Source organism: Streptomyces sp. NPDC020597 (assembly GCF_044335095.1).
GTDB lineage: Bacteria > Actinomycetota > Actinomycetes > Streptomycetales > Streptomycetaceae > Streptomyces.
Genome location: NZ_JBIRUL010000003.1, coordinates 475,237 through 493,636, shown reverse-complemented (window position 1 = coordinate 493,636; position 18,400 = coordinate 475,237). Strand labels below are relative to the sequence as shown.

Annotated in this window: 18 protein-coding genes; 8 read left to right on the top strand and 10 right to left on the bottom strand. The window is 73.6% G+C overall.

What is annotated here, in order from left to right:
* Window positions 1-128: 128 nt before the first annotated feature.
* Both ACH4ZA_RS08350 and ACH4ZA_RS08345 read right to left on the bottom strand, forming a co-directional pair.
* Window positions 129-677: an ATP-binding protein gene (locus ACH4ZA_RS08350; protein ID WP_398428531.1), complete on the bottom strand. Its 549-nt coding sequence runs from the start codon at window positions 675-677 to the stop codon at window positions 129-131.
* A gap of 202 nt (window positions 678-879) precedes the next feature.
* Window positions 880-1,284 (bottom strand): STAS domain-containing protein, encoded by a 405-nt coding sequence (locus ACH4ZA_RS08345; RefSeq protein ID WP_319279767.1) that lies wholly within the window; start codon window positions 1,282-1,284, stop codon window positions 880-882.
* A 249-nt stretch (window positions 1,285-1,533) separates the two neighbouring features.
* On the opposite strand from ACH4ZA_RS08345, the gene ACH4ZA_RS08340 reads away from it, so the two are divergent.
* Window positions 1,534-2,457 carry an RNA polymerase sigma factor SigF gene (locus ACH4ZA_RS08340; RefSeq protein WP_319279768.1) on the top strand — a complete coding sequence of 308 codons (924 nt, stop codon included), beginning with the start codon at window positions 1,534-1,536 and terminating at the stop codon, window positions 2,455-2,457.
* Between the two features lie 383 nt (window positions 2,458-2,840).
* Window positions 2,841-3,806 (top strand): DMT family transporter, encoded by a 966-nt coding sequence (locus ACH4ZA_RS08335; RefSeq protein ID WP_398428571.1) that lies wholly within the window; start codon window positions 2,841-2,843, stop codon window positions 3,804-3,806.
* Here the strand turns inward: ACH4ZA_RS08335 and hutI are convergent.
* The 4 genes from hutI to hutU form a co-directional block, all read right to left on the bottom strand.
* Window positions 3,746-4,978, bottom strand: a complete 1,233-nt coding sequence (gene hutI / locus ACH4ZA_RS08330; protein ID WP_319279772.1) for an imidazolonepropionase — start codon at window positions 4,976-4,978, stop codon at window positions 3,746-3,748. The genes ACH4ZA_RS08335 and hutI overlap by 61 nt on opposite strands.
* A 74-nt stretch (window positions 4,979-5,052) precedes the next feature.
* Window positions 5,053-6,429: a formimidoylglutamate deiminase gene (locus ACH4ZA_RS08325; RefSeq protein WP_319279773.1), complete on the bottom strand. Its 1,377-nt coding sequence runs from the start codon at window positions 6,427-6,429 to the stop codon at window positions 5,053-5,055.
* Window positions 6,426-7,649, bottom strand: coding sequence for an allantoate amidohydrolase (locus ACH4ZA_RS08320; protein WP_398428530.1), 1,224 nt, complete (start codon window positions 7,647-7,649; stop codon window positions 6,426-6,428). The genes ACH4ZA_RS08325 and ACH4ZA_RS08320 overlap by 4 nt, the downstream gene beginning before the upstream one ends.
* On the bottom strand, window positions 7,646-9,310 hold the full coding sequence (gene hutU / locus ACH4ZA_RS08315; RefSeq protein WP_319279775.1) for a urocanate hydratase: 1,665 nt from the start codon (window positions 9,308-9,310) through the stop codon (window positions 7,646-7,648). Before hutU ends, ACH4ZA_RS08320 begins: the two co-directional genes overlap by 4 nt.
* 435 nt (window positions 9,311-9,745) lie before the next feature.
* On the opposite strand from hutU, the gene ACH4ZA_RS08310 reads away from it, so the two are divergent.
* From ACH4ZA_RS08310 to ACH4ZA_RS08295, 4 genes are read left to right on the top strand one after another with little or no spacing between them, the layout of a single operon-like run.
* On the top strand, window positions 9,746-10,198 hold the full coding sequence (locus ACH4ZA_RS08310) for a hypothetical protein (protein WP_319279776.1): 453 nt from the start codon (window positions 9,746-9,748) through the stop codon (window positions 10,196-10,198).
* Window positions 10,195-11,196 carry a transcriptional regulator gene (locus ACH4ZA_RS08305; RefSeq protein ID WP_398428528.1) on the top strand — a complete coding sequence of 334 codons (1,002 nt, stop codon included), beginning with the start codon at window positions 10,195-10,197 and terminating at the stop codon, window positions 11,194-11,196. Before ACH4ZA_RS08310 ends, ACH4ZA_RS08305 begins: the two co-directional genes overlap by 4 nt.
* A 34-nt stretch (window positions 11,197-11,230) precedes the next feature.
* Window positions 11,231-11,761: a roadblock/LC7 domain-containing protein gene (locus ACH4ZA_RS08300; RefSeq protein ID WP_319279780.1), complete on the top strand. Its 531-nt coding sequence runs from the start codon at window positions 11,231-11,233 to the stop codon at window positions 11,759-11,761.
* 20 nt (window positions 11,762-11,781) lie between these two features.
* Entirely contained in the window at window positions 11,782-12,156 is a 375-nt protein-coding gene (locus tag ACH4ZA_RS08295; protein WP_057578582.1) for a hypothetical protein, read from the top strand.
* A gap of 67 nt (window positions 12,157-12,223) precedes the next feature.
* Here the strand turns inward: ACH4ZA_RS08295 and ACH4ZA_RS08290 are convergent, their stop codons facing one another.
* The 3 genes from ACH4ZA_RS08290 to ACH4ZA_RS08280 all read right to left on the bottom strand — a co-directional run bounded on the left by ACH4ZA_RS08290 (window position 12,224) and on the right by ACH4ZA_RS08280 (window position 14,626).
* Window positions 12,224-12,808, bottom strand: a complete 585-nt coding sequence (locus ACH4ZA_RS08290) for a hypothetical protein (protein WP_319279782.1) — start codon at window positions 12,806-12,808, stop codon at window positions 12,224-12,226.
* Window positions 12,809-12,953: 145 nt separating this feature from the next.
* Entirely contained in the window at window positions 12,954-13,865 is a 912-nt protein-coding gene (locus ACH4ZA_RS08285; RefSeq protein WP_398428527.1) for a MurR/RpiR family transcriptional regulator, read from the bottom strand.
* Between the two features lie 218 nt (window positions 13,866-14,083).
* Window positions 14,084-14,626 (bottom strand): GNAT family N-acetyltransferase, encoded by a 543-nt coding sequence (locus ACH4ZA_RS08280; RefSeq protein ID WP_319279784.1) that lies wholly within the window; start codon window positions 14,624-14,626, stop codon window positions 14,084-14,086.
* Window positions 14,627-14,890: 264 nt separating this feature from the next.
* Here ACH4ZA_RS08280 and ACH4ZA_RS08275 point away from each other — a divergent pair, with 264 nt between their 5' ends.
* Window positions 14,891-15,316: a hypothetical protein gene (locus ACH4ZA_RS08275; RefSeq protein WP_319279822.1), complete on the top strand. Its 426-nt coding sequence runs from the start codon at window positions 14,891-14,893 to the stop codon at window positions 15,314-15,316.
* 452 nt (window positions 15,317-15,768) lie between these two features.
* Here ACH4ZA_RS08275 and ACH4ZA_RS08270 read toward each other — a convergent pair whose 3' ends face one another.
* Window positions 15,769-17,157 carry a cystathionine beta-synthase gene (locus ACH4ZA_RS08270; protein WP_319279786.1) on the bottom strand — a complete coding sequence of 463 codons (1,389 nt, stop codon included), beginning with the start codon at window positions 17,155-17,157 and terminating at the stop codon, window positions 15,769-15,771.
* Between the two features lie 161 nt (window positions 17,158-17,318).
* Here ACH4ZA_RS08270 and ACH4ZA_RS08265 point away from each other — a divergent pair, with 161 nt between their 5' ends.
* Window positions 17,319-18,347, top strand: a complete 1,029-nt coding sequence (locus tag ACH4ZA_RS08265) for an SGNH/GDSL hydrolase family protein (protein WP_319279788.1) — start codon at window positions 17,319-17,321, stop codon at window positions 18,345-18,347.
* Window positions 18,348-18,400: the final 53 nt, after the last annotated feature.

Sequence of the window (18,400 nt, the reverse complement as noted above, 5' to 3'; positions counted from 1 at the left end):
CTCTCGACTCGCGGACTCCGGCCTACTTGCCTCCGTCAGCGCGTTGCCGACGAGGCTAGGGCGCAACGCGACCGGCACGCCAACGGATTTCGCGGACGGCGCCCGCACCGCCGGGCCGGTCGCAGGGGTCAGGCCGGTGCGCCCAGTTCCGCCCAGACCGTCTTGCCGGAGAGGCCGGGAGCGCGGACGACGCCCCAGTCCAGGCAGAGGCGCTGCACGATGAACATGCCGTGTCCGCCCGGGCGGCCCGCGCGGTGCGGGGTGCGGGGCGCCGGCTGGCCGGCGCCGCGGTCGGAGACCTCGACGCGGATCACCTTCCTGTCGCAGCCGAGCACCAGCCCGTCCGGCCCGTCGGCGTGCAGACACGCGTTGGTGACCAGCTCGGAGACGACGAGCAGCACGTCCTCGGCGGCGGCCCGCTGGTCGGCGGTGGCGGCGGGCAGCCAGCCCCAGGCGTACAGCGCCTGCCGGGCGAAGTCGCGGGCGAGCGGGACGACGCCGCTGGCGTCCTCGAAGCTCAGTCTGCGTACCTGAGGGCCGCCGGACGGCGCGGAGGCCACGGCTGCCGTGCCCTCCCCGGACGCTCCGGCCTCCTGAGGGCCCCCTCCGGAGGCCCCGGAAGCGCCGCTGGGCTCCGGGCCGCGGTCGCCCGGCGAGTAAGGCCGGGTGGTGCTCATCAGCGCTTCACCTCACCGATTCCCCGATTCAACCGGTTCACAGTTCAACAGTCGATCACTACATTCTGTACGTAGCCGAACGGTGCAAGTGTCGGCGTCGCCGCCGACGAGTTCGGGTCCAGGATGTCTCCTGCCCTGGGGAACCGGCGGAACACCCCCCGCTCTCGCCCCGTTTCCACCCGTTTCGGACAGGCGGCGGAACTCAGCCGCCCCCGCCGCGCCCGTCGCGCTCGCCGTCGTCGTCCGCGAGGGCCGCCTCCACCGTGTCGTGCACGGTGAACACTGCGTCCGCGCCGGTGATCTCGAAGACCCGGGCCACCACGGGCTGCATGCCGGCCAGATGGACGCCGCCACCGGCCGCCTCCGCCTTCAGGCGGGCGCCGAGGAGCACGTTGAGCCCGGTGGAGTCGCAGAACTCCAGGCGTGCACAGTCCACGACCAGCCGGCTGAGGCCTTCGGAAAGGCAGTCGTCGAGTGGCTCACGCAACAGATCGGCCGTGTGGTGATCCAACTCACCTGCCGGGGTCACCACGGCGCTCGAGCCTTCCCGCCGTACCTCCACCAGAAGCCGGCCAGACTGTGCGCTGCCGACCGTCCCGCGGTCCATGCCGTCTCTCTCCCGGGGTCGTGAACTGGTTGCTGACGCCCTCGCACCCTACGCCCTCGGCCGGTCACCCAACACCCGAACAATCGCACACAAACGGACATAAGGCTACAAAATGCACTTGCGATCGGTCAAGCAAAGCGGGTAGGGCTAGGGGAAACACGTAACCGACACGGCCGGCTTTGGAGGCGCCGCACACCGAAGTGCGCTCACTGGCATCGGCGGCCATACGCCGAGAACGATGGAGGACTCATGTCACCCCGGCTCGACGCACCGCATACCCGCGGAGCGACGTCGACACCCCCTCCGGAACTGAAAAGTCTGGATCCCATCGCACAGCACGCGGTGCAGGACGTCGACCCCACCGACCTCCTCGCCGGACTCCCGGACATCCCCCCGTACGACGAGATCGCACCCCTCGACGCACGGGCCCTCTCCAAGACCCTGTTCGCGCGGCTCGAGGCCCTCGAAGAGGGCACGCACGCGTACTCGTACGTCCGCAACACCCTCGTCGAACTGAATCTCGCGCTGGTCAAGTTCGCCGCCTCCCGGTTCCGCTCCCGCAGCGAGCCGATGGAGGACATCATCCAGGTCGGCACCATCGGCCTGATCAAGGCGATCGACCGCTTCGAGCTGTCGCGCGGCGTCGAGTTCCCGACCTTCGCCATGCCAACCATCATCGGCGAGATCAAACGGTTCTTCCGTGACACCTCGTGGTCCGTGCGCGTCCCGCGACGGCTCCAGGAGCTGCGGCTGGACCTCGCCAAGGCGGGCGACGAGCTGGCCCAGCAGTTCGACCGTGCGCCCACCGTCGCGGAGCTGGCCGAACGCCTGGGCCTCTCCCACGACGAGGTCGTCGAGGGCATGGCCGCGTCGAACGCGTACACCGCCTCGTCGCTGGACGCGCAGCCGGAGGAGGACGACTCGGAAGGCGCGCTCGCCGACCGCATCGGCTACGAGGACCACGGCCTCGAGGGCATCGAGTACGTGGAGTCCCTGAAGCCGATGATCGCCGAACTTCCCGCCCGCGACCGCCAGATCCTCTCCCTGCGCTTCGTCGCGGGTCTGACCCAGTCGGAGATCGGCGAGGAACTCGGCATCTCGCAGATGCACGTGTCGCGGCTGCTGTCGCGCACGCTCGTGCGGCTGCGGAAGGGCCTGACGCTCGAGGAGTAGGCCCACCGGCCGCGGACCGGGGAGCACACCCCTTTCACCGGTGTCCAGCGGACACCGGTGCCGTCCGCGCCCGGGCGATCGAACGCAGAACGATCGCCCGGGCGCGGACGTCGGCGTGCCCGCGGCAGGCCGACGTCCGCCCAGTACGCCCAGTACGCCCCGGGCGGCAGTCCTGCGCAAAGCACGAAAATCCCGTGGCCGGATCGCCGGCGATGGCTACGCTGACCCAGCCCCTCCGACCAGCAGCGCCGCTGGGCCAGCCGCGTCACCTGCTCATGAGGAGCCACGTGCCCGCCTCCCCCGCCTCTCCCGCGTCGCCTGCCTCGCCCGCCCCGTCCGCCGGCTCCCGGCCCGGCCGGCTCGCCCGGCTCGCCGACGTCCCCGTGCTGCTGGTCGCCGTCGTGTGGGGGTCCAGCTACCTCGCCGCCAAGGGCGTCACGACGGCCGACACCGTGCTCGCCGTGCTCGTGCTGCGGTTCGCCGTGGTGCTGCCGGTGCTGGCGGCCGTCGGGTGGCGGCGGCTGCGAGGGCTGAGCGGCGCACAGCTGCGGGGAGCCGGGGTGCTGGGGCTGATCCTCGCCGGGATCTTCCTGCTGGAGACGTACGGCGTCGTCCACACCTCCGCCACGAACGCCGGGCTGATCATCAGCCTGACCATGGTGTTCACGCCCGTCGCGGAGAGCCGGGTGCGCGGGGTGCGGCTGCCGGGCGCGTTCCTGGCGGCCGCGGGCCTCTCGGTGGCGGGCGTGGCCCTGCTGACGCAGGGGGCCGGGTTCACCGCTCCGTCGGGCGGTGATCTGCTGATGCTGGGGGCGGCCGCGGCCCGTACCGTGCACGTGCTGGCCATGGCGCGCACGGAGTCGGTGCGCGGCGCGGACGCGTTGTCCCTCACGACCGTGCAACTGGCCGGTGCCGTCGTCGTGTTCGCCGTGCTGGCGGCCGTGCCGGGGACGGGGGCGTCGCCCTGGGCCGCCGCGGCGGACTTCGGCGCCGGGGACTGGGCCGGCCTGGTCTACCTCTCCGTCTTCTGCACCCTCTTCGCGTTCTTCGTGCAGATGTGGGCCGTCCGCCGTACGTCGCCGTCCCGGGTCAGCCTGCTGCTGGGGACCGAGCCGGTGTGGGCGGCGGCCGTGGGCATCGTGCTCGCCGGGGACCGGCCGGGATGGCTCGGCCTCCTCGGCGCGGTGCTGGTGCTCGTCGGCACTGCGTGGGGGCGGGCGGCGGCGGACCGGGGGCGGGGGACGGACCGGGAGCGGGCGCCCGCCGTCGCCCCCGCCGGCCAGGACCCTCAGACGACCCGTACGCCTCGCCGCCACACCCCCGAGACCAACGGCACGCCCGGCCGGTAGGCCAGGTGGACGTGGCTCGGCGCGTCCAGGAGGGTCAGGTCGGCGTACGCGCCGGGGGCGATGCGGCCGACGTCGGTGCGGCGCAGCGCCGCGGCCCCGCCCGCCGTGGCGGACCACACCGCCTCGTCCGGCGTCATCCCCATGTCCCGCACGGCGAGGGCGATGCAGAACGGCACGGACGAGGTGAAGGACGAGCCCGGGTTGCAGTCCGTGGACAGGGCGACGGTGACTCCGGCGTCCAGCAGCCGGCGGGCGTCCGGCCACTGCGCCCGGGTGGAGAACTCGGCGCCGGGCAGCAGCGTGGCGACCGTGTCGCCGTTCGCGAGCGCGTCGACGTCGGCGTCGGTGAGGTGGGTGCAGTGGTCGGCGCTGGCCGCGTCCAGCTCGACCGCCAGCTGCACGCCGGGGCCGTGGGAGAGCTGGTTGGCGTGGATGCGGGGGTGCAGTCCCTTCGCCTTGCCGGCGGTGAGGATCGCGCGGGCCTGGTCGCCGTCGAAGGCGCCCTTCTCGCAGAAGACGTCGATCCAGCGGGCGTACGGGGCGCAGGCGTCGAGCATCTCGCCGGTGACCAGGGCGACGTAGCCCGCAGGGTCGTCGGCGTGGTCGGGGGGCACGATGTGGGCGCCGAGGTAGGTGACCTCGTCGGTGTGGGCGGCGGCGAGGCGCAGGGCGCGGGCCTCGTCGGCGACGGTCAGGCCGTAGCCGGACTTGGTCTCGAAGGTGGTGGTGCCCTGGCGGAGGGCCTCGGCGAGGAAACGCGTGAGGCCGGCCTCAAGTTCCGCGTCGGTGGCGGCCCGGGTGGCGGCGACCGTCGTGCGGATGCCGCCCGCGCTGTACGCCCGGCCCGACATCCGGGCGTTGAACTCCTCCGTGCGGTCGCCCGCGAAGACGAGGTGCGAGTGGGAGTCGACGAAGCCCGGCAGCACCGTCCGGCCGTCGGCCCGGACCCGGTTGTCAGTGGCGGGTGCTTTGCTTGATTCACCGGTCCACACGACGCGGTCGCCCTCGACGACGACGGCCGCGTCCCGGATCAGGCCCAGGGGAGAGCCTCCTCCACCCTCGAGCTTGCTCGAGCGGGCGGACCCCCATCCGAGGGAGGGATCGTTGGTGACCAGCGTGGCGATGTCGGTGATGGCGGTGCTGGTGCCGGTCCTGCCGGTGCTGCTGCTCATCGTCGTGTCCTCGTGGCTGACGGGGGTGGGGGCTGAGGCGGAGGCGGGGTCGGCGACCGCCGCCGGGGGTGGTGTCAGGCGTGCAGGGCCGCGACGGCCCGCGCGAGGGCCTGCGGCACGTCCGGTACGAGGGTGTGCGCCCCGTCGCGTACGACGTGCCGTCCGGCGACGACCGTGTGCCGTACGTCCGCCGCGGTCGCCGCGAATACGGCCGTCTCGGCGCCGAGCCGGGGCAGCGGGCCCGCCGTCCTGACCGAGTCGAGGGCGATCGTCGTGAAGTCGGCGGGCGCGCCGGCCTCCAGGACGCCCGCGTCCGGGGCGCCGAGCGCGGCGTGGCCGTCGGCGGAGGCGGCGCGCAGCAGGGCCGCCGCCGTCCAGTGGCCCCGGGTGCGGGTGCGCAGCCGTTCGTTCAGCTCCATGGCGCGCGCCTCCTCGAGCAGGTCGATCACGGCGTGGCTGTCCGAGCCGAGGGAGAGGGGGGAGCCGGCGGCCTGGAGGGCGACGGCCGGGCCGATGCCGTCGGCGAGGTCCCGTTCGGTCGTCGGGCACATGCAGGTGCCGGTGCCGGAGCGGCCGAGCAGGGCGATGTCCTCGTCGGTGAGGTGGGTGTTGTGGACTCCGGTGGTGCGCGGCCCGAGCACGCCGTGCTCGGCGAGGAGCCGGGTGGGCGTGCACCCGTGGGCGGCGTGGCAGGCGTCGTTCTCGGCGGTCTGCTCGGACAGGTGCACGTGCAGCGGCGCTCCTCGCTCGTCCGCCCAGCGCGCGACGGTCGCCAACTGGTCGGCGGGCACGGCCCGTACGGAGTGGATCGCCGCCCCGATCCGTGCGTGATCCCGTTCCTTGAGAAGTGAACAGCGTTCGGCCCAGGCGTCCGCGTCGCCGTCGGAGAAGCGGAGCTGATGGGCGTTGGGGGGCTGGCCGAAGCCGGAGGACAGATAGGCGGTGTCGAGGAGGGTGATGCGCACGCCGGCTTCGGCGGCAGCCTCGATGAGCGCCTCGCCCATGGCGTTGGGGTCGGCGTAGCGGCCGCCGCCGGGGGCGTGGTGCAGATAGTGGAACTCGCCGACGGCCGTGACGCCGGCCAGCGCCATCTCGGCGTACACGGCGCGGGCCAGCTGGTGGTAGGTGTCCGGGGTGAGCCGGTCGGCGACCGCGTACATGACCTCGCGCCAGGTCCAGAAGGTTCCGGAGCCGACCTGGACGGTGCCGCGCAGGGCGCGGTGGAAGGCGTGGCTGTGGGTGTTCGCGAGGCCGGGCAGGGTGAGGCCGCGCAGGATCTCGGCGCCGGGCGGCGGGGCGTCGACGCCGGTGCGCACGGCGGTGATGCGGCCGTCCGTCCCCGCGCCGGAGCCGTCGCCCGCCGACACCGTGAGGGCGACGCCCGGCTCGACGTTCGTGTCGAGCCAGGCGTGCTCCAGCCAGTACGTCCGTGTCCGCTGCGTGGGGGTCACCGGCAGGCCAGTCCTTCCAGTACGTCGGCGAGGGCGTGCACTCCGGCCACGCAGTCGTCCTCGGCGGCGAACTCGGCCGGGGAGTGCGAGACGCCCGTGGGGTTGCGCACGAACAGCATGGCGGTCGGGATGCGGTCGGAGAGGATTCCGGCGTCGTGTCCGGCGCCGGTGCCGAGGACGGGGACCGTGAGCCGGGCGTCGCCGGCCTTGCCGAGGATGCGGGCGAGCTCGTCGCGCAGCGCGTGGTCGAACTCGACGACGGGCGTGAACGACTCCCGGACGACGTCCAGGTCGATGCCGTGGGCCGCGGCGTGGTCGCGGGCGGCCCGCTCTACCCCGTCGACGACCGTGTCGAGGGTGGCCTGGTCGGCAGCGCGGGAGTCGAGCCAGCCGCGTACCAGGGAGGGGATGGCGTTGACGCCGTTGGGCTCGACGGAGATCTTGCCGAAGGTGGCCACGGCGCCCGCGAGCCGGGCCTCGCGGCGGGCGGCGAGGACGGTCTCGGCGTAGGGCAGCATCGGGTCGCGCCGGTCCTCGAGGCGGGTGGTGCCGGCGTGGTTGGCCTCGCCCCGGAAGTCGAACCGCCAGCGTCCGTGCGGCCAGATGGCGCTGGCGACGCCTACCCGGTCGCCGCTCAGGTCGAGTGCCCGGCCCTGCTCGACGTGCAGTTCGACGAAGGCGCCGATGCGGGAGAGCCGCTCCGGGTCCGGGCCGATGGCGTCCGGGTCGTGCCCGGCGGCCTCCATGGCCTGCGGGAGGGTGACGCCGTCGCCGTCGGTGAGCCGGTGGGCCTGTTCCACGGAGAGCCGGCCGGCGGTGAGCCGGGAGCCGACGCAGGCGAGCCCGAAGCGCGCGCCCTCCTCGTCGCCGAAGTTGACCAGGGCGAGCGGCTTCGCGAACTCGGCCCGACGGGCGCGCAGTTCGTCGAGGGCGGCGAAGGAGGACACCACTCCGAGCGGTCCGTCGAAGGCGCCGCCGTCGGGCACCGAGTCGAGGTGCGATCCGGTCACCACGGCGTCCCCGGCCGTCGGGTCGCCGAGCCAGGCCCACTGGTTGCCGTTGCGGTCGACCTCGTAGGTCAGGCCGCGCGCCTCGGCCTGTTCCCGGAACCAGGCCCGGCAGTCGGCGTCGGCGGCGGTCCAGGCGTAGCGGCGGTAGCCGCCGGAGGCGGAGCTGCGGCCGATCGGCAGCAGCTCCGCCCACATGCTGTGGAAGGTCACGCGTCGTCACCTTCACGCAGGGGCACCCGCACGCCGCGCTCGTCCGCGACCGACTCCGCGATGTCGTAGCCGGCGTCGACGTGCCGGATGACGCCCATGCCGGGGTCGTTGGTGAGGACGCGGCGGATCTTCTCGCCGGCGAGTGCGGTGCCGTCGGCGACGGTCACCTGGCCGGCGTGGATGGAGCGGCCCATGCCGACGCCGCCGCCGTGGTGGAGGGAGACCCAGGAGGCGCCCGAGGCCACGTTGACCATGGCGTTCAGCAGCGGCCAGTCGGCGATCGCGTCGGAGCCGTCGAGCATGGCCTCGGTCTCACGGTACGGGGAGGCGACGGAACCGGAGTCGAGGTGGTCGCGGCCGATGACGAGGGGGGCGGCCAGTTCGCCGGACGCCACCATGTCGTTGAAGCGCTCGCCGGCCCTGTCGCGCTCGCCGTAGCCGAGCCAGCAGATCCGGGCGGGCAGGCCCTGGAAGTGGACGCGCTCGCCGGCCAGCTTGATCCAGCGGGCCAGGGACTCGTTCTCGGGGAAGAGGTCGAGGATCGCCTTGTCGGTCTTGGCGATGTCGGAGGCCTCGCCGGACAGGGCGGCCCAGCGGAAGGGGCCCTTGCCCTCGCAGAACAGCGGGCGGATGTAGGCGGGTACGAAGCCGGGGAAGGCGAATGCCCGGTCGTATCCGGCGAGTTGGGCCTCGCCGCGGATGGAGTTGCCGTAGTCGAAGACTTCGGCGCCCGCGTCCAGGAAGCCGACCATCGCCTCCACGTGCCGCGCCATGGACTCGCGGGCCCGGGTGGTGAATCCGGCCGGGTCCTTCGCGGCGGCGTCGGCCATGTCCTCGAAGTCGATGCCGGTGGGCAGGTAGGACAGCGGGTCGTGGGCGGAGGTCTGGTCGGTGACGATGTCGATCGGGGCGCCCATGGCGAGCAGCTGCGGCACGAGGTCGGCGGCGTTGCCGAGGACGCCGATGGACAGCGGCCTGCGCTGGTCGCGGGCCTCGACGGCCAGCTGGAGCGCGTGGTCGAGGTTGTCGGCCCGCACGTCCAGGTAGCGGTGCTCGATGCGGCGGTCGATGGCGCGCGGGTCGCAGTCGACGCAGATCGCGACGCCGTCGTTCATCGTCACGGCGAGCGGCTGGGCGCCGCCCATGCCGCCGAGGCCGGCGGTGAGGGTGATCGTGCCGGCGAGCGTGCCGCCGAACTTCTTCGCGGCGACGGCGGCGAAGGTCTCGTAGGTGCCCTGAAGGATGCCCTGGGTGCCGATGTAGATCCAGGAACCGGCGGTCATCTGGCCGTACATGGTCAGACCCAGCTGCTCGAGGCGGCGGAACTCCTCCCAGTTGGCCCAGTCGCCGACGAGGTTGGAGTTGGCGATGAGGACACGCGGGGCCCACTCGTGGGTCTGCATCACGCCGACCGGCCGACCGGACTGGACGAGCATCGTCTCGTCCTGCTTGAGGGTGCGCAGGGTGCGGACCATCGCGTCGAAGGAGCGCCAGTCGCGGGCCGCCTTGCCCGTGCCGCCGTAGACGACGAGCTTGTCGGGGTGTTCGGCGACCTCGGGGTCGAGGTTGTTCTGCAGCATCCGCAGGGCGGCTTCCTGCTGCCATCCCAGGGCGCTCAGTTCCGTACCGCGCGGTGCTCGTACGGGGCGGGGTCCTGACATGGTCTGCCTCCTTGCGGACGGGTGATCCCGGCGGGCTTTTACTGCCGTTATTCACATCCTGACCCGCTGAATAGAGCTAGTCAATACGGCCGCGCGACAGGACAGCCCGCCGGAGGCGGCCGGAGGGACCGTCGACGCGCGACGAAAAGAGGGGCGGAGAACGACAGGGAAAGGGGATCGGGCGCGCCCCGTCGGGGCGTACGGCACCGCCTTCACCACCCTGTGCGAGCCCGCGCGCCGTGGCGCGCACCCGTGGGCGCGGTGTTGAAGGGACGCACGAGGCGTCACCGCGGGCACGGAAAGTGGTCAGTCGACCCACCTTAGTCACCACTGCGCATGTTCCGCGGGAAAATGCCAGAAGACTCACCCCCGACGCACACGTTGCGTAGCTTCTTCATCACTCAGCCGAACGGCGGGCGGGAGGGGGAGTCAACGGTGCCCGGAATCGACGAGTGTCTACTGGAGGCCATGCGGCTGCCCGGCGCACGCGGCGCAGCGCTGGTCGACTGGACGAGCGGGCTGGCCCTGGGCGCGGTCGGGGAGTTCCCCGGCGGCGACCACGAGGCGGCGGCCGCCGAAGCCGCGGAGGTCGCCCGGCTGACGGCGGAGCAGCGGGCGTTCACACCGGACGGCCACGACGGCCCCTTCGGCCGCGACGGCCTGGAAGGCGGCGAGGGCGCGAGCGGGGCCGTCCCGGCGGCGCCCGCCGACCCCCCGGTCGAGGACCTGATCATCAGCAACCGGGACAGCTACCACGTGCTCCGCTTCGTGCCGACGTCCTTCGACAGCAGCGTGTTCCTGCACGTGTGGCTGGCCCGGTCGGACGGCAACCTCGCACTGGCCCGGATCAGGCTGGGCGAGATGGCCGAACGGCTGGTGCTGGGATGACGGCGGTGAGAACGACCCCGCCCGGCACCACCCCGCCGCCCCGGCTGCCCGTACGGGAGAAGTCGGCGGCGCAGGGGCAGGGCGGCGGGCTGTCGCCGATGCTGAACCGCCTCGCCGCCGAACGGGCGACCGGCGTCCTGGAGCGTGAGCGCGGCTCGCTCTACCTCGCCGAGGGGCGGGTGGTGCACGCCGAGAGTCCCCTCGCCCCCGGCCTCGACGTGCTCCTCCTGACCCACGGCACCCTCTCCCCCGCCGTCTGGCAGGACGCCGTCGAGCGGGCCGACGAGGAGTACGACGTCACCCGACTGCTGCTCGACGCCGGCCGGGTCCCCCGCGGCGCCCTGGAACTGTGCCACCTGGAGGCCGTGTTCGACGCGGCGTACTTCGCACTCGCCCCCAGCAGCACGCCGGGCCGCTTCCACTACGGCGCCCGGCACCGGCTCGGCGCCCTCAGCCCCGTCCCGGTCGGCGCGCTCGAGCGCGAGACGCTGCGCCGGCGCGCGCTGCTGGACCGGCTGTGGCCCGACCCGGCGACCGACGGATCACCCCTGCGTCGCGCCGAGACCGTCGCCTCGCCCGCGCCGACCGCCCGCCAGAGCGCGGTGCTCGCCCTGGCCGACGGGATACGCACCGCGCCGGACATCGCCCGCGAGCTGGGCCGGCAGGCCTTCCACACACTGGTGGACGCCCGACGGCTGGCGGCGGCGGGCCTGCTCACCGCCCTCTTTCCGCCGCCCGGGCCGCACCGCCTGCCGACCGGATTCCCGCCCCGCCACGCACTCCCCGCGACCGGGTCCCCCACCGCCGCAGACCCCGCCGCCGCAGCGCACGCGCCCGGCGGCCCGGCGGCCGGCCCCCCGACTAGCGGCGCCCCCGCCGCCGCGGGACTCCCCGCACCCCCCGTCCCCGGCGCCCCGCAGGGCATCGCCCTGCCCCGCGTCAACGACCCCGACATCACTCTGCTGAAGAGGCTCAGGGATGCGCTGGAGGCCCTTTGAACGGCAGCGACCACGCGCCGAGAGGAGCGAGCTGATGGCTTCCGCGCCCGAGATACTCGACGAGCTGAAGCGGCTGCGGGCGCGGGTGCCCCAGCTGACCGGCGCACTCGCGGCCGGTGTGGACGGACTCGTCCTCGCCCACGACACCCCGGGCGTCGAGCCGGAGGTGGTCGCCGCGCTGACCGCCGCCGCCCTCGGCGTGGCGGTGCGGATGGCGGACACAACCGGCCAGGGAGACTTCCGCGAGCTGCTCGTGCGCGGCCGCTACGGCTACGTCTCGACGTACTCGGCCGGCGAGAACGCCGTACTGACGCTGCTCGCACAGGACCGCGTCAACGTCGGCCGGCTGCACCTCGAGGGACGCCGGGCCGGCGCCCGCATCGGGGAGCTGGTCGACGCGCGGGAGGCGAAGGCGCGGGCGGCCGCGGCGGCCGCGCCCGTGAAGACCCCGCCCAAGCCGCCCGCGAAGGCGCCGGTGCGGACGCCCGCGAAGCCCACGACCGTACGGACCAGATCGGCGCGCGGCCCAGCCACCACCAACGCGCGCACCACCACGGAAAGTTGAAGGAACCGAGGAGCACAGTCATGGCCAATACCGAGACCTGCCTGAAAGAGGCGCTCGCCTCCATCGAAGGCGCCACCGGAGTCGCGCTCGTCGACTACACCAGCGGCATGGCGCTGGGCACCATGGGCGGCGGCAAGACGTTCGACCTGAACGTCGCCGCCGCCGGCAACACCGACGTGGTGCGCGCCAAGATGCGCACCATGGAACACCTCGGGCTGAAGGCCCAGATCGAGGACATCCTGATCACCCTGTCCGACCAGTACCACATGATCCGGCTGATCAGCGGCCGCGGCGGGAACGGCCTCTTCCTCTACCTGGTGCTGGACGCCAAACGGGCCAACCTGGCGATGGCCCGCCACCAGTTGAAGAGGATCGAGGAGGACCTCGAGGTGTGACGGACCGGCCCGGTCACGACGCCAGGGCCTGACGGCAGGCCCTGGCGACCGGCCCTGACGGCTCGTCTCAGACCAGTGCGGCGGCGCGGCGGCGGGATCCGCCCGGAGCCGCGTCGCCCGCCGCGATGCCGGTGCTGCGGTACGCCTTGACGGTCTTCCCCGCGGGGCGTCCGCCGCGTCGGTCCAGCCAGTCGACGCGCACCCACAGCAGCGCGTCGCCGGCCCGCTCACGCCGGCCGAGCCAGGCGGCCTTGAGCCACAGCCCCACTCCGCAGCCGGCGAGCAGCATGCCGCCGGCCGCGGGCACGGCGAACGCGCTGCCCAGTGCGGCGAGGAAAGCCGGCAGCAGCCACCGACGGTGGCCGCGTCGCCAGACGCGGACCGTCACCGCCCGGTCCTGGAGCACGTCGTGCTTGCCCGCACGGACCGCGCCGCGCCCGAGCTCGACGAACCGTCGGCGACCGCGCACCGCCGTGACCGCCGCGGCCACGAGGAACAGCGCGGCCCCGGCCCACACCCCGATCCGCCGCCCGGTCAGGCCGGGCGCCAGAACCCCGACCCCGGCCGCGAACACCCCGCACCACCACAACGGCGCGGCCCCGGCCCGTACGACGACGGCCACCCGAGCCAGCCCCTGTCCTCCGCGCGCCACGTCCGCCTCCTCGTCACTCCGGCTCCCTCTCGTGGCCGTTCAGCGTAGTCAGCGAACGTGAGACGAGTCTGAGAGTCCGCCGAACCGGGAGCCGGGCGAACGTGGAGTCCGGCGGACCTGGAGTCCGGCGACCGGGGCGGGGTCGCTACTCCACGAAGAGGCCGCGCGTCGCCGCCCGTGCGTCGAACTCCTCCAGCCGGGCCTGCGCGTCGGGCAGGTCGTCGCACATCGCCTCCAGCAGCACCCGCCCCAGCAGCATCGGCGCGCACGCCGTGTCGAAGGCGAGACCCGTGCCGACGGCGGCCGGCAGCAGCAGGTCGGAGACCTTGGCCACCGGCGCGAACGCGGAGTCGGCGACCGTCACCACGCTCAGCCCGGCCTCCCTGGCGTAGGCGAGGGTGTCGACGACCTCCCGCGGGTGGCGGGGCAGCGCGAAGCAGAGCAGCGCGGACGCACCGGCCCGGACGGCGGCGTCGATCCGGTCGTGGATCATCGTGCCGCCCTCGTGCAGCAGCCGTACGTCGGGATGCACCTTGGCGGCGAAGTAGGCGAAGCCGTACGCCTGCGAGGCGGCGGCCCGCAGTCCGAGCACCGGCAGCGGCCGCGAGGCCGCCAGCAGCCGTCCCGCCTGCTGCACGGGCCGCGGATCGGCGAGCAGATCCGCCAGGTGCCGCAGGTTCTCGATCTCGGCCTGGACGGCCTGCTGGTAGGCGTTGTACGAGGCCGAGCCCGGCGTCCGGTCGGCGGGGGCGACCTCGCGCAGGTGCTTGCGCAGGGCGGGATAGCCGTCGAAGCCGAGGGCGACCGCGAAGCGGGTCACGGACGGCTGGCTGACCCCGGCCAGTTCGGCCAGCTCCACGCTGGACAGGAACGGCACGTCGGCGGCGCGCCGCACCATGCTGTGCGCGATGCGCCGCTGGGTGGGCGTCAGCCGATGGCCTTCGAAGAGCGACTGCAGCCGTGCCGCCGGGCTGTCCGGGGGCGCCGCACCCGGCACGCCCTCACCCGGCCCTCGCCGCGGCCCCGCTCCCGTTCCCGCGTCCGTCTCCGCGCTCATGCCCGCTTCCCCCTTCAGCCGCCCGCAACCGAGCCGTCGACGAGCTTATTCAGCTACGACGCACTCTGCATGACGTCATACAGCCAGGCAAGGGAGACCCGAGGCCCCGAAGCCGGTGAGGGCCGCCCTCGCACAGAGGAGGGCACGTGACAGTCCCGAGGTCTCCCGCACCTTGCAGTCGTCGCGGCTCCGTCGGCAGACTGCGCCCCCGGTACAGGTCAGGCGGAGCGTTTCAGGCCCCAGGTCTGCAGGACGTACGGCCGGCCTTTCTCCTCCCCCTCGATCAGCGGCACGTCGAGCAGCCGGAAGCCCGCCCTCGTGGCCACGGCGACGCTCGCGGCGTTCTCGGCCTCCAGCTCCAGGACGACCTGTGCCACGTCCAGCTGCTCGAAGGCGTACGCGGCCATGACGCGCACCGCCCGCACGGCCAGTCCCCGGCCGCGGTGCGCCGGGCCGACGGCGTAGCCGATCTCCGCGCCCTCGGGGGACCGGCGCAGCATCACCTCGCCGAGCGGGGCGTGGCCGTCGACGGTGACGGCGAGCAGGATGGTCGTGCCCTCCGTCCTCAGCAGCCGGGCCCGGTCCAGCCGCGCACGGGCGGCCGCCGCGTCGAAGGGGGAGACGATCGGCGTCCAGTACGCGATGTCGGGGTGGTCGAACAGATCGGGCATCTCCGCCAGGTCGTCCTCGGTCCAGTCGCGCAGGACGAGGCCTTCCCCCACGAGCTCGATCCGGTCGGGAAAGGGCGGGGTGCTGCTCATGGTGAAGGACCTCCAAGGCCTGGTCAGGACGGAGCAGCCTAGCCGGGTGCGGTCGTCGGGCTCACCGGGTTTCCACGACGGCGGCCGTCTCACGCCGCGCGGCCGGAACCGCCGGGCCGCCGGCCGCCGTCGCGCCCTGCCGTGGCCCCGGCGGCGAGGGCCGCGACGACCCGGCGGCCCCGACCCCGGACACGGGGGCTATCCCCAGTGCGACGGGCGGGCGCTCTCTCTAGCCTGGTGCCCATGACGGGACGGGAGACCACCATGGAAGCGCGGGACACGGACCTGAGGAAGGACCTGGACGCCACCCTGCAGACCCGCAGGGAACTCGGCGAGGAGTACGAGTCCGCGCTGGTGGACTCGTTCCTGGAGAAGGTCGACCAGCGCATCGACAGCGCGGTGGAGCGCCGGGTGCGGCGGCAGTTCGCGGAGCAGCAGATGGCTGCGGCCCGCGACTCCCGCTCGCCGAAGGCGACGGACTCGTGGGGCGAGCGCTTCGGCTTCGGCATCGTCACGCTGGTGCTGGCGGTCCCGCTGTCCGCGATCGGCGTGGGCGTCGAGGGGCTGCCGGGCCTCATCGTCTCCTGGGTGGGCATCGTCGGCGTCAACGTGGTCCAGGCCGCCCGCAGCAACCCCGCTCTCTTCGCCGGCCGGGGCCGCTCCTCGAAGGGCGGCGACTGGGAGGAGTGACCGGCGGCACGAGGCCCCCGCAGGCCGAGGGCGTGCGGGGGCCTGGCGGGGCGGGGGCAGCGCGGTGAGAACCGTGCGCCGGAAGTGCGGTGTGCGCGGGGAAGGGCTGTGCGCGGGGACCGCCGCACCCCCGTTGCCGGGGGGCGGGACGACGGCGGTCCCCGCGAGGGACGCGGGCCGGGTCAGGCCGGGTCGCCGCGTCCATGGCGTCCGTGGAAGGTCCGGGAGCCGCTCCGGAGGTCCGTGACGCCGTTTCGGTGCCGACCGGGGAGCCGCTCCCTGCCGACATCCACAAAGATGCCGGACGCGTGTTAACCGGGTGCTGCGTGGACGTGACGCGCGCGTACCACTTCCGCGAAGTCCACCACTTCGGTGGGGAAACGGAGGTTCAGCGCCCGAAGGGGCCGTTCACCGCAGGTTTCCCTGCGATCACGGCCCCTGTCACGCAGACGTCACTTCCCGCCCTTGGCCAGGAAGGCCAGCAGGTCCTGGCGGCTGACGACCCCGGTGGGCTTGCCCTCGACGAGGACGATCGCCGCGTCGGCGGTGCCGAGCACGGACATCAGGTCGCCGACCGGCTCGCCGGAGCCGACCTGCGGCAGGGGCGCGGACATGTGCTTCTCCAGCGGGTCGCCGAGCGAGGCCCGCTGGGTGAACAGGGCGTCGAGCAGTTCCCGCTCCACGACCGATCCGACGACCTCGGCGGCCATGACGTCGGGGTGGCCCGCGCCCGGCTTCACGATCGGCATCTGCGAGACGCCGTACTCGCGCAGCACCTCGATGGCCTCGCCGACGGTCTCGTCCGGGTGCATGTGGACGAGGGACGGGATGGCGCCGTGCACCTTGTCGTTGAGGACGTCGGCGACGCGGGCGCTGGGGCCCTCGTCCTCGAGGAAGCCGTAGTCGGCCATCCACTCGTCGTTGAAGATCTTGCTCAGGTAGCCGCGGCCGCTGTCGGGCAGGAGCACGACCACGACGTCGTCCGGGCCGAGCCGCTCGGCGACCCGCAGCGCGGCGACCACGGCCATGCCGCAGGAGCCGCCGACCAGCAGGCCCTCCTCCTTGGCGAGCCGCCGGGTCATCTGGAAGGAGTCCTTGTCGGACACCGCGACGATCTCGTCGGCGACGGTCCGGTCGTAGGCGGTCGGCCAGAAGTCCTCGCCGACGCCCTCGACGAGGTACGGCCGTCCGGAGCCGCCGGAGTACACGGACCCCTCCGGGTCGGCGCCCACGATCTGGACGCGGCCTTCGCTGGCGTCCTTCAGGTAGCGACCGGTGCCCGAGATGGTGCCGCCCGTGCCGACGCCCGCCACGAAGTGGGTGATCCGGCCCTCGGTCTGCTCCCACAGCTCGGGGCCGGTGGAGTGGTAGTGGGAGAGCGGGTTGTTCGCGTTGGAGTACTGGTCCGGCTTCCACGCGCCCGGCGTCTCGCGCACCAGCCGGTCGGAGACGTTGTAGTAGGAGTCCGGGTGCTCGGGGTCCACGGCGGTGGGGCAGACCACGACCTCGGCGCCGTAGGCCCGCAGCACGTTGATCTTGTCGGTGGACACCTTGTCGGGGCACACGAAGATGCAGTGGTACCCCTTCTGCTGGGCCACGATGGCGAGCCCCACACCGGTGTTCCCGCTGGTCGGCTCGACGATCGTGCCGCCGGGCCTGAGCTCCCCGCTCTTCTCGGCGGCCTCGATCATGCGCAGGGCGATGCGGTCCTTCACGGAGCCGCCCGGGTTGAAGTACTCCACCTTGGCCAGGACGGTCGCCCGGATGCCCTTGGTCACGCTGTTGAGCTTCACCAGCGGGGTGTTGCCGACGAGGCTGATCATCGAGTCGTGGAATTGCACCGTTGTCTCCGGTTGCTTGCAAAAACAGTGGTCGTAGTGGTTACGCCAGAGTACGGGTCGGGCTCTGACCGGAGCGGCATGTTCACTCCTCGTCGAGATTGGACGACCGTCCGTACGGGGCAAGGAGTGGGTGTACGGACACGAGGAGGTGGCGTCGAGGCATGACGAGCATGTCGAGGGCGAGAGTGGCCCGGCGCATCGCGGCCGGCGCGGCCTACGGCGGCGGCGGGCTCGGGCTGGCCGGCGCGGCGGCGGCCGGCCTGGTGCTGGCCGAGATGCACCTGGCCCGGCGTCAGGTGAACAACGGGGCGCATCCGCACGTCCCCCAGGCGGACGGCCGCTACGGCGTCGCCTATGACGCCCCCGGGCCCGGCAGGGAGCCCCTGCGGCTGACGATGCTGGGCGATTCCACGGCGGCGGGCCAGGGGGTGCACCGCTCGGGTCAGACGCCGGGCGCCCTGCTGGCCTCCGGGCTGGCGGCGGTCGCCGAGCGTCCCGTGGAGTTGCGCAACGTGGCTCTGCCGGGGGCCCAGTCCGACGACCTGGACCGGCAGGTCGCGCTGGTCCTGTCGGACGCCGACGGGGCGCCCGACGTCTGCGTGATCATGATCGGCGCGAACGACGTGACCCACCGGATGCCCCCGACCCGCTCGGTGCGGCATCTGGCCGCGGCGGTACGGCGGCTGCGCACGGCCGGCGCGGAGGTCGTCGTCGGCACCTGCCCCGACCTGGGCACGATCGAGCCGGTCCAGCAGCCCCTGCGGTGGCTGGCCCGCCGGGCATCCCGCCAGCTGGCGGCGGCCCAGACGATCGGCACGGTCGAGCAGGGCGGCCGCACGGTGTCGCTGGGCGACCTGCTCGGCCCCGAGTTCGAGGCGAATCCGCGCGAGCTGTTCGGCCCCGACCACTACCACCCGTCGGCGGAGGGGTACGCGACGGCGGCGATGGCGGTCCTCCCCACGGTCTGCGCGGCCCTCGGCCTCTGGCCGGCCGACGAGGAGCGTCCGGACGCCTCCCGCCACGAGGGGTTCCTGCCGGTCGCCCGGGCGGCGGCGGAAGCGGCCTCGGAGCCCGGCACCGAGGTGACGGCCGCGATGCCGACGGGCCCCCGGGGCCCCTGGGCCCTGCTGAAGCGCCGTCGCCGCCGGCGGGTACCGGAATCCGAACCGACGTCCCCGACCAACGCCTGACCCCCGACCCGACCGGGCCCCGGGCCGCGGACCGCCGACCCGACCGGGCCCCG